The organism is Motilibacter aurantiacus, from assembly GCF_011250645.1.
Lineage (GTDB): Bacteria > Actinomycetota > Actinomycetes > Motilibacterales > Motilibacteraceae > Motilibacter_A > Motilibacter_A aurantiacus.
On sequence record NZ_JAANNO010000015.1, the window covers coordinates 60,990 to 71,017 of the forward strand.

The 10,028-nt window shown below is 76.8% G+C and carries 9 protein-coding genes; 4 read left to right on the forward strand and 5 right to left on the reverse strand.

Features of this window, described 5'->3' with window-relative positions; all coding sequences use genetic code 11:
- Window positions 1-458: 458 nt before the first annotated feature.
- Window positions 459-1,301 (forward strand): hypothetical protein, encoded by an 843-nt coding sequence (locus tag G9H72_RS18690; RefSeq protein WP_166173954.1) that lies wholly within the window; start codon window positions 459-461, stop codon window positions 1,299-1,301.
- A 13-nt stretch (window positions 1,302-1,314) separates the two neighbouring features.
- On the opposite strand, the gene G9H72_RS18695 is transcribed toward G9H72_RS18690, so the two are convergent.
- From G9H72_RS18695 to G9H72_RS18715, 5 genes are all read right to left on the reverse strand, one after another.
- A complete protein-coding gene (locus tag G9H72_RS18695; RefSeq protein ID WP_166173956.1) occupies window positions 1,315-2,379 on the reverse strand; it encodes an NADH:flavin oxidoreductase/NADH oxidase in 1,065 nt (354 codons plus the stop codon).
- 49 nt (window positions 2,380-2,428) lie between these two features.
- Window positions 2,429-2,629 carry a hypothetical protein gene (locus G9H72_RS18700; protein WP_166173958.1) on the reverse strand — a complete coding sequence of 67 codons (201 nt, stop codon included), beginning with the start codon at window positions 2,627-2,629 and terminating at the stop codon, window positions 2,429-2,431.
- A gap of 87 nt (window positions 2,630-2,716) precedes the next feature.
- Window positions 2,717-3,559 (reverse strand): glycosyltransferase family 2 protein, encoded by an 843-nt coding sequence (locus tag G9H72_RS18705; RefSeq protein WP_331272418.1) that lies wholly within the window; start codon window positions 3,557-3,559, stop codon window positions 2,717-2,719.
- On the reverse strand, window positions 3,556-5,043 hold the full coding sequence (gene rfaE2, locus G9H72_RS18710; RefSeq protein ID WP_166173960.1) for a D-glycero-beta-D-manno-heptose 1-phosphate adenylyltransferase: 1,488 nt from the start codon (window positions 5,041-5,043) through the stop codon (window positions 3,556-3,558). The genes G9H72_RS18705 and rfaE2 overlap by 4 nt, the downstream gene beginning before the upstream one ends.
- Complete coding sequence (locus G9H72_RS18715; protein ID WP_331272419.1) at window positions 5,040-6,194, reverse strand: glycosyltransferase family 9 protein; 1,155 nt, start codon at window positions 6,192-6,194, stop codon at window positions 5,040-5,042. The genes rfaE2 and G9H72_RS18715 overlap by 4 nt, the downstream gene beginning before the upstream one ends.
- 164 nt (window positions 6,195-6,358) lie before the next feature.
- Between G9H72_RS18715 and G9H72_RS18720 the strand changes: the two genes are divergently transcribed.
- From G9H72_RS18720 to G9H72_RS18730, 3 genes are all read left to right on the forward strand, one after another.
- Window positions 6,359-7,570, forward strand: a complete 1,212-nt coding sequence (locus G9H72_RS18720) for a glycosyltransferase (RefSeq protein ID WP_166173962.1) — start codon at window positions 6,359-6,361, stop codon at window positions 7,568-7,570.
- On the forward strand, window positions 7,567-8,598 hold the full coding sequence (locus tag G9H72_RS18725) for a glycosyltransferase family 9 protein (protein WP_166173964.1): 1,032 nt from the start codon (window positions 7,567-7,569) through the stop codon (window positions 8,596-8,598). The genes G9H72_RS18720 and G9H72_RS18725 overlap by 4 nt, the downstream gene beginning before the upstream one ends.
- 125 nt (window positions 8,599-8,723) lie before the next feature.
- Entirely contained in the window at window positions 8,724-9,818 is a 1,095-nt protein-coding gene (locus tag G9H72_RS18730) for a LacI family DNA-binding transcriptional regulator (RefSeq protein ID WP_331272420.1), read from the forward strand.
- Window positions 9,819-10,028 lie beyond the last annotated feature (210 nt).

Below are 10,028 nucleotides of genomic sequence, written 5' to 3' on the forward strand. Positions count from 1 at the left end.
CGGCACGTCGAGCGGGGCGGCGCTTCCGTCTCCGGGCCGCGGCGGGAAGCCCGCCGCAGCCGTCCCAGCGGCCTCGTCCGGGGCGCCCGTCAGCCGGCTGTCAGTCGCCGGTCGGTCGGCAGCCGGCTGGCGGTCAGCCGGTCCGGGCCATGGGCCCCCGCCCGCACGGCTCAGCCCCTCGGGCGCGCCCGCCCGCCGCAGCTGTCCGGGTGCGGCACGATGCCTGCGTGGCAGCTCGCACCTCCGGCCCCCGGCCACGGACGGCACGCGGCGCAGGTCGAGGCGCAGGTGAGGCGGAGAAGCCCGCCGCCGGTGCGCCCGAGCACGGCTCTCCCGGCCCCGGTGCTCCGGCAGGCGTCACGGACGAGGGGGCGACGGCGCCTGAGCAGAAGCTCTCCGTAGCCGCGCAGCACCTCTACACGCTGCTTCCGACCGATTTCGTCGCAGCGCGTGACGAAATGATCTCTGCGGCCCGTCGCGACAAAGATCGCGAGCTGGCCCGGCAATTGGCCGCGCTGCGACGCCCCACCGCCGGGGCCTGGATGGTCAATGCGCTCGCGCGCTGGCGCCCGGACGATCTCGAGGATCTCCTCGCGCTCGGCCCTGCCCTGCAGGAGGCTGCCGCGACGCTGTCGGCGGAGGGCCTGCGCGCCCTGTCGACGCAGCGCAACCGCGTGCTCGCCGCGCTCGTCGCCCGTGCTTCCCGACTGGCCGCGGAGGCCGGCCTCCGCGTGGACTCCACCGCTGAGGCCGAGGCGCAGGACACTCTCGCCGCCGCGCTGGCCGAGCCCGCCGCCGCCGAGCGGGTGCGCACCGGAACCCTCGCCCACGGGCTGCGCCACTCCGGCTTCGGGCCTGCCCCGGAAGAATTATCAGCGTCTGACCCGTCCGGGTGGGGCGCGGCGCCGAATTACCCGAATGCCGCGGCCGAGAAGTCCCGGAAAATTGCCCGGAAGGCCGGGGCGAAAGACCCGGGCACGGAGGCGGAAAAGCGCCGGGAGGACGCCAGAAAGGCGGCCGAGGCGAAGCGCGCGGCGCAGGTGGCCCGGGCCGAGCAGGCGCTGTCGGCCGCGCAGGAGTCGCTCACGGAGCGGGAGCAGGCGGCCGCCGACGCCGCAGCCGCCGCGGACGAGCTCGCCGCCGAGCTGGACCGGGCCCGTGAGCAGGTACGCGACCTCGAGCGCCGCTCCGCCGCGGCCGCCCTGGACGGGCGGGCCGCCGAGTCGGCGGCCCGCGAGGCCCGGACGGCGGTGGGACGCGCGCAGCGCGCGCTCGACCGAGCGCGCGCCGCGCAGGACTGACCAGGCCGGCCCGTCAGGCGAGCTTGGCCCGCTCGTACTGCACCGGCCAGGCGACGTCGTCGCCGAGCTCGGCCGCGGCGCGCAGCGGCCAGTGCGGGTCGCGCAGGACGGCCCGCGCCAGCAGCACGGCGTCCGCGGAGCCCTCGGCGAGCACGGCCTCGGCCTGCGCGGGCTCGGTGATGAGCCCGACCGCCGCCGTGGGCAGGCCGCTGCCCTCCCGCACGGCGCGGGCGAACGGCACCTGGTAGCCGGGGCCGACCTCGACCCGCTGCTCGGGCGCGAGCCCGCCGCTGGACACGTCCACGAGGTCCACGCCGTGGCCGGCGAGCTCCTTGGACAGCCGGACCGTCTCCTCGACGGTCCAGCCGCCCGGGGCCCAGTCCGTCGCGGACAGCCGGACCAGCAGCGGGCGCGACTCGGGCCACACCGAGCGGACCGCGTCGACGGCCTCGACGACGACGCGGGACCGGTTCTCGAAGCTGCCGCCGTACTCGTCGGTGCGGTGGTTGCTCAGCGGGGACAGGAACTGGTGGAGCAGATAGCCGTGCGCGGCGTGCAGCTCGACGACCTCGAAGCCGGCCTCGTCGGCACGCCGGGCCGCGTCGGCGAAGGCCTGCACGACCTCGGCGACCTGCGCGCGGGTCAGCTCGCGCGGCACGGGCCAGTCGGCGTACGCGACGGCGGACGGTCCGACGGTCGGCCAGCCGCCGTCGGCGGGGTCGACGTACGCCCGGCCCGCCCACGGCCGCTGTGTCGAGGCCTTGCGCCCGGCATGCCCCAGCTGGATGCCGGGGACCGCGCCCTGCGAGCGGACGAAGTCGGTGATCCGCCTCCAGGCGGTGGCCTGCTCGTCGGCCCAGATGCCGGTGTCGGCCGGGGAGATGCGGCCCTCCGGCGTCACGGCGGTCGCCTCCGAGATCACCAGGCCCGCGCCGCCTCGCGCCAGCCCGCCCAGGTGGACGAGGTGCCAGTCGTTCGGCATGCCCTCGACGGCGGAGTACTGGCACATCGGGGCGACCCACGCGCGGTTGCGCAGCGTCGTCCCGCGCAGGGTCAGCGGCGAGAGGAGAAGGCTCATGCCCGGGGCAACAGGCACGCCGCCGGCCGGGATTCCCGGGGAGGAGCGGTCAGGCCGGCTCGGCCGTGTGGCGGCCGTCCCCCCGCCAGCTGAAGGTGATGACCCGCATGGTCTCGGCGGTGGCGGCGGGCAGCGCGGTGACGGACGCGCGGGCCGGGGGCTCCTGCGTCTGGCCGTGCAGAGGCAGGCGGTCGGCGCGGCCGTCCTGCACGAGAACGGCAACCGGGGTGGCGAAGGTGATCGGCATCATGCCGAGAAGGCTGTCCGCGCGGCCTGAGCCGGAGCTGACGTCCCGCTGCCGGCACGCTGCGCGTTCCCTGGGCGCTCCCTGGGAGCCTCAGCGCGCGTCGGCCGCCTCGACCACCAGGGCGTACCCGTCGGTGTCGCGGTCGGGCAGCGTGGTCTCGACCTGCAGGTGGTGGGCCCCGGAAGGCAGCAGCCCGGCCCCGCCGAAACGCTCGAGGATCAGCAACTGCACGGCGACGTCCTCGCCCGCGCCGTTGACCCCCAGCTCGCGCCAGAAGCCGTAGCCCCCGACCGCCCGTAGCGCCTCGGTGCGGAAGAGCACGCAGGCCGCGACCCACGCCACCTTGTACGCCACCCAGCCGCGCTCGGGCACGTCGACCCGCTGCGCGAGGTGGACCGCGTTCGCGGCGTTGTGCAGACGCCAGCGCTCCCATTCCGGCATTCCCTTGCGTATCCGCTCCGGTAGGGCCTTGCCCTCCCAGAGCTCGAACGCCTCCTGCTCGTGCGGCCGCACGTCCTCGACGTAGGTGAGCCCGCTGGGCGCCATGCCCACGAAGCCGCAGCCCAGTTCCTGAATCGCATCTACCATGCGTCGCAGCGCACCGGGCTCGAGCAGCACGTCGTCGTCGAGGTAGAGCACGTGGTCGGCCCGGGCCTGCTCGAGCAGGAAGTGCCGCTGCTCGGCGATACCGAGCCGCTCCGGCCGCCAGTGCAGCTCGACCTCGACCCCGCGCAGCCGCAGGACGCGCAGCACGGCCGCGGCCTCGTCGCTCTCGTACGCGGGAGCGCCGGCCGTCTGGTCGCTGACCACGAGCCGGAAGCGTGCTTCCTGTGCCAGCAGCCCGGCCAGCGTGACGGCGAGCGGCGCCGGTCGCCCGGCCGTGGGCAGCAGGACGTCGACCGGCAGCCGCTCCCAGCCCTCGTCGGCGCTCACGCCTGCTCGTCCGACGTCGCGCCGCGGCGTACGCGGCGGAGCAGCTCGCTGGTGGACCGGTCCTCGACGTAGTCGACGATCCGCACCTCGCCGCCCAGCTCGCGCACGAGCGGGGCCTCGCGCAGCATGTCCTCGGTGTAGTCGCCGCCCTTGGCGTAGACGTCGGGCCGGATCACCTGCAGCAGGTCGGTCGGGCTGTCACCGTCGAACACCACGACGGAGTCCACGGCCGAGAGCCCGGCGAGCACGGCGACGCGGTCCTCGACGCCGTTGACCGGCCGGTCCGGGCCCTTCAGCCGGCGGACGCTCTCGTCGCCGTTGACGCCGACGATGAGCAGGTCGCCGAGCCGCCGGGCCGCGTCGAGGTAGGCGACGTGGCCCGCGTGCAGCACGTCGAAGCAGCCGTTGGTGAAGACGACACGCTTGCCGAGGGCGCGCGCGTCCTCGACGAGGGCGGCCAGCCGCTCGCGCCCGAGGTGCAACGGCGCGGCGTGCTGCAGGGCGGCGCGCAGGTCGACCGCGCGGCAGACCGGCGTGCCCGGCCGGCGCACGACCACGCCGGAGGCGGCGCACCCGACCTGGGCGGCGTCGGGGATCTGGGCGCCGGCCGCCAAGGACAGCACGAGCGCCGCCGCGAACGCGTCACCCGCGCCCGCTCCCACCGCGGCCGCGACGGGCTCGGTGGGCACGTGCCAGGGGGCGCCGTCGCGCGGCAGCACCAGCGCGCCGTCCCGGTCGAGGGTGGCGACGACCGCGCCGGCCCCGCTGACCGCGCGCAGCCGGGCCGACGCGGCCTCCAGGAAGCCGAGCCTGTCCTTGGTGAACGCGGTCTTCTCGTCCAGGTCGAGGACGAGCTCGATCTCCTCGGCGTCCGGCGTGACGACGTCCGGCTGCAGGCCCGCCCAGTCCCGGACGTCGTGCGCGTCGACCACGAGCAGCGCGCCCTGGGCACGGGCGGCGCGGGCGAGCTCCTCGCGCACCCGGGGGGTGAACAGGCCGCAGGCGTAGTCCGCGGCGAGCACCGCGTCGGCGCCCTCCACCGCCTGTCGCACCGCGGCGACGACCCGCTCCTCGGTCTGCGCCGACAGGCGGTCGACGTCACCGGAGTCGAAGCGGGCCACGAGCTGGCCGCGGCAGGTGAGCCGGCGCTTCGCCACGGTGCGGCGGTCGTCCGCGGTCACCACGAGATCGTCGGGGACGCCCTGGGCCAGCAGCAGGCGGCGCGCCTGGCGGCCCTCCTCGTCGTCGCCCACGACGGAGACGAACCGCACGCGGCCGCCGAGCGCCGCGACCCCGCGGGCGGCGTTCGCGCCGCCGCCGGGGGCGTACGCCTCCTCCTGGACCTTGATCACGGGCACGACGCCCTCGCGGGCGAGCCCCTTGGCCGGGCCGTCGAGCCAGACGTCGAGGCAGGAGTCCCCGACGACGGCGACGGTCAGCTCGCCGAACCGCGAGAGCATGCCTTCCCAGCGCTGCGCGCTCATGCGGCCCGCCTCTCGGCCAGGCCCAGCGCCGCGGCCGCCACCTGGTCGGGCGCGATGTCCAGGCATTCGTGGGCGTACGGGCAGCGGAACGCCCGGCACGGCGTGCACGCCGTCGGGCGGTTGAGCACCGTCGCGCTGGTCGACCGCGGGGCGTACTGGCCGATCTCCTCGGTGCCGGCGAAGAGCGCCACCAGCGGCGCCCGCACGGCGTCGGCCAGGTGCATGCCCCCGGAGTTGTTGGTGACCGCGACCGTCGCCGCCTGCAGCACCGCGGCCAGCTCGGTCAGGGAGAGCCTCCCGGCCAGCGCGAGCACGCCGGGGCCGGCTGCTCCGGCCACCTGCTCCACCAGCTCGCGCTCGCCGTCCGTGCCCACCACGAGCACCGTCAGCCCGGCGTCGGCGAGCAGCCGACAGGCGGCGGCGAACCGCGCGGGCTCCCAGCGCCGGGACGCGCAGGAGGCGCCGGGCAGCACCACGGCGTACGGGGCGTGCGGGTCGACGCCGGCGGCGCGCAGGACGTGCGGGGCGGACTCGACCGCCGCGGCCGGGACGCGTACGCGCAGGTCCGCGCCGTCCGCCGGCCCGGCCCCCGCCCGCTCCAGCAGGTGCAGTGCCCGGTCGACCTGGTGGACGCCGTCCTCCGGGGACGGCACCCAGGTGCTCAGCAGCGCGCCGCCGAACTCCTTGGACATGCCCACCCGCAGGGGCACGCCGGCCAGCCAGCACACGTAGGCCGGCGGCCACGGCGACTGGGAGAAGGAGGTGAAGAGGACGGCGGCGTCGTAGCGACCGGCCGCCACCAGCCCGACGAGCGCGTGCTCGGCGGCGGGGTCCGGTGCCGGCGCCACACCCGCGCGCTGCCAGGACGGGGAGGTGACGAGCGTGCCCGACACCTCGGGCAGCAGCGCCGCCGCTGCGGCGCCACCGGGGGAGGCGAGCAGGTCCAGGCGGGCCTCGGGCGCCGCGCGGCGCAGCGTGCGCAGGGCCGGGCCGAGCATGAGCACGTCACCGGCGTTGTCGGGCCGCACGACGAGCACCCGGCGCAGCGCGGCCCAGTCCAGCGGCAGCCCGGCGAGCGCGCCCGGGTGCTCGCCGAGCACCGGCCCGGGGCCAGCGGGGGGCCCGGGCGTCGCGTTCGAAGGGGCGGCCACGGGCGGAACGCTAGCTGGCAGGCAACGCGGCACCGGTCAGCGCTACCCCTGCAGGCCGGCGATCAACCCTGGTGGACTGCGGGCCGCCGCGTCCGGCCGGGCCCGTACCCTCGGCTGGCGGCCGCCGCGGGGCGGCCGCTGGTGCAGCACGTCGGGAGGCGCGGATGCGGGTGGCCCTGGTCTGCGGCAGCTACGCCCCGGACCGGGACGGCGTCGCGGACTACGTGGCGCGCCTGGCGGAGGGGCTCTCGGCGCACGGGGACGTCGAGCCGGTCGTCCTCTCCTCTGCGGGGGCCACCGCCGAGTGCGTCCGGGTGTGCGAGCGCTGGGACCTGCCCGGCGTACGCGCCGCAGCCCGCCGCCTGGGCGAGCTCGCGCCCGACGTCGTCCACGTGCAGTTCGCGCCGTCGGCGTACGGCTGGTCGCCCGCGGTCGGGCTGCTGCCGCTGATGCTGGGACGCCACACGAAGGCGCCGGTCGTGACCACCCTGCACGAGTACGGCTGGTGGTCCTGGCCGCGCCGGGTGCCGGCCCCGGTCTGGCGGGCGGTCGAGCGCACCGGGTGGTGGGACCGGGAGACGCTGGCCCTGGCGCCGCGCAGTGCCGCGCTGGTCACGACCAACGCCGGCCACGCCGCCACGGTCCGCAGCCGGCTCCGCCGGGAGCCCGTCGTCGTCCCCATCGGGCCCAACGTGGTGGACGCGGGCGACGGCCGGGACGCGGCGCGGGCCGCCGTCACCGCGTCCCTCGGCCTGCCCCTGGACGCCCGGCTGCTCGTCTTCTTCGGCTTCGTCCACCCGGTGAAGGGCGTGCGGTACCTGCTCGACGCGCTCGCCGAGCTGCGGGCGGACCCGGCGTACGCCGACCTGCACGTCGTGGTCGCGGGCGGCTTCACCTCGCTCGCGCTGCCCGAGGACGAGGCGCGCGCCTTCCGGGCCGAGCTCGAGGCGCACGCCGCCGAGCGCGGGGTCGCGGAGTCGGTCTCCTTCCTCGGGCACACGCCGGCGCGCGAGGTCTCGCGCCTGCTGCGGGCGGCCGACGCGGCCGTGCTGCCGCTCACCCACGGCGTGACCGCGAAGAGCGGCGCGCTGATCGCCGCGCTGAGCCACGGGGCCCCGGTCGTCATGACGCTGCCGGAGAAGGCGCAGGACCGCAGCCCGGAGCTGGTCGACGGCCGGACGGTCGTGACGGTGGCCGCGCGCCGGGACGGCCCGGCACTGGCCGCCGCGCTTCGGCGGGTGCTGGCCGACGACGCGCTCCGCGCGCGGGTGGCCGCGGGAGGCCGGGAGCTGGCCGCCGGCCGCGGTTGGCCGGCCCTCGCCGCCCGCCACGCCGAGCTGTACGCCACCGTGGCCGGGGCGCCGGTGCGGGCATGACCGCGCCGCCGGTCAGGAGGGCCCTGTTCGTCGAGCTGCTCGGCGGGTTCGGCGACGTGCTGCTGGCGCTGCCCGCCGTGCACGCGCTGGCGCTGACCCACCGCTCCGCCCGGCTCGACGTCCTCACCTTCACCCCCGGCGACGTGCTGCTGACCGCGGACCCGCTGGTCGGCCGCGTCCTGGCCACTGCCGACCACAGCGAGGGCGCCCCGCGGGCGGCGGTGGAGGCGGCGCTCGCCGCGGGTGACTACGACCTGGTCGTCACCACCACGACGTACGACGGGATCGGCGACCTCTGCCGGGAGCGCTCCCCGTGGGCGGTCACGAACCTCTGGCAGGGCGCCCCCGACGGCGAGCTCGTCGACCGCCGCTTCGTGCGCCTGCTCGTCGACGCCGGCGCGGTCGCGGCCGAGCACGCGGGGGCCCCGCTGCGGGTGGAGCTGACCGCCCAGGAGCTGGCGGCGGGGGAGGCGGACGTCGAGGCGCTGGCCCCGACGGCCGGGCCGCCACCCGTGGTGCTCGTCCCCGGGTCCGGCATGCCGGTCAAGGAGTGGGGCGAGACCCGCTGGCGCCTGCTGGCCGAGCGGCTCGCGGACGACGGCCACCCGGTGCTGTCCGCCGTCGACCGGTCCACGCCCCCGGTCGCCGGGAGCTGGCCGATACCGCCGGGCGGGCTGCGCGAGCTGGCCGCCCGGCTGGCGGCCGTGGGGCGCCGCGGCGGGGTCGTCGTCGGCGGGGACACCGGGCCGGTACGCCTCGGCACGGCGGTCGGCGCTCCGGCGGTGGGGCTGTACGGCCCCACCTCCGCCGGCCGCTACGGCCTGCGGCCCGGCGTCGGCACCGCGCTGCAGGGCTGGCCCGGCTGCCCGGTCCGGCTGCCCTCGGCCATCACCGAACAGGAGTGCTGGTGGTCGGCGCGCTGCCCCTTCGGGGACGAGCCGCGCTGCATGGGCGACATCCGCGTCGACGACGTGCTAGCGGCCGTCCGCGACCGGCTCGGCCCGGCTCGGGCCCCGGCGGCGCCGTGACGTCGGGCGAAGTGCAGCTCGTCCGTCCACCTGCTCGGGGGAGCGGGCACGAACGGTCCCGCGTCCCGTAGCGGCTTTGGTATAGCCTGCGCGATCAGCGGCGTGCGCAGGCGGAGGTGGTCCACGTGGTCGCTTCCAGCGGCAGCGGGAGCTCCTCACGGGACGGCGCCCCGGCCGTCTCCGGCCGCCCGGCGAACATCTGGGACGTGGCCAAGGCCGCCGGCGTCTCCCACCAGACGGTCTCCCGGGTGCTCAACGACTCCCCGTCCGTACGCCCCGCGACGCGTGAGCGGGTGCTCGTCGCGATCGACGAGCTCGGCTACCGGCGCAACCCCGCCGCCCGCGCGCTCGTGACCCGCAGGTCGCAGACGCTCGGCGTCGTCAGCTTCGACACGACGTTGTACGGCCCGGCCAGCACGCTCTACGGCATCGAGCAGTCGGCGCGGGAGGCGGGCTACTTCGTCAGCGTCGCGAGCCTGAAGTCCATCGACGTGATGAGCATGCGGGACGCGCTCGAGCGGCTCGCCGAGCAGTCGGTCGACGGCCTCGTCGTCATCGCGCCGCTGCGGGAGGCGGGCGACGCGCTCGCCGAGCTGCGCGGCAAGATGCCCGTCGTCGTCGTCGAGGGCGGCAGCGCTCCCGGCCTGGCGTCGGTCAGCGTGGACCAGGTCGACGGCGGCCGGCTCGCGACCCGGCACCTGCTCGAGCAGGGGGCGGAGACCGTGCACCACGTCTCCGGCCCGGCGGACTGGCTGGAGTCCGAGGGGCGCATCGCCGGCTGGCTGGAGGAGCTCGAGCGGGCGGGGGCGGCCCCGCCCGAGCTGCTGCAGGGCTCCTGGAGCCCCTCCTCGGGCTACTCGGCCGGCCGCGAGCTGGCGCGTATGAAGGACGTCTCCGCGGTCTTCGTCGCCAACGACCAGATGTCCCTGGGCCTGTTGCGCGCGTTCCACGAGGAGGGCATCCGTGTTCCGCAGGACGTCCTCGTCGCGGGGTTCGACGACGTCCCGGAGGCCGCGTACTACACGCCGCCGCTGACCACCGTGCGGCAGGACTTCGCGCAGGTCGGGCGACGGAGCATCCAGCTGCTGCTCGAGCAGATCGCCGAGGGGCGGGCCCACGAGCGGCACGCGGTCGTGCCGGTGGAGCTGGTCGTGCGCCAGAGCTCGGTCCGGTCCTCCCTGCAGCGGCAGCATCTGCGGGCGAGGTCCAGCAGGCGCTGACCAGCGTCTACTCCCGTTCTGCAGTTCGCACAATCTCACTTACCTGAACTCAGCTACAGGTCCGAGCCATTGCGGGAACCCGGCGCGCGGGCCTCGGGCCGCCGTCCCGCCGCCTCGGGTGCCGCCGAAGGGGCGCCCTGCCGCACGACCGCGGCGCCCGGTGGGAACGCTGTGGCCATTGCCTCTGCGCCGCAGCCGTTCTAGTGTGAG

Coding starts and splice junctions, on each gene's coding strand:
- rfaE2 (WP_166173960.1), bottom strand. CDS start 5,043: ATGAGCGCGCAGCGCTGGGAAGGCATGCTCTCGCGGTTCGGCGAGCTG.
- G9H72_RS18695 (WP_166173956.1), bottom strand. CDS start 2,379: ATGAGCCTTCTCCTCTCGCCGCTGACCCTGCGCGGGACGACGCTGCGC.
- G9H72_RS18720 (WP_166173962.1), top strand. CDS start 6,359: ATGCGGGTGGCCCTGGTCTGCGGCAGCTACGCCCCGGACCGGGACGGC.
- G9H72_RS18690 (WP_166173954.1), top strand. CDS start 459: ATGATCTCTGCGGCCCGTCGCGACAAAGATCGCGAGCTGGCCCGGCAA.
- G9H72_RS18725 (WP_166173964.1), top strand. CDS start 7,567: ATGACCGCGCCGCCGGTCAGGAGGGCCCTGTTCGTCGAGCTGCTCGGC.
- G9H72_RS18700 (WP_166173958.1), bottom strand. CDS start 2,629: ATGATGCCGATCACCTTCGCCACCCCGGTTGCCGTTCTCGTGCAGGAC.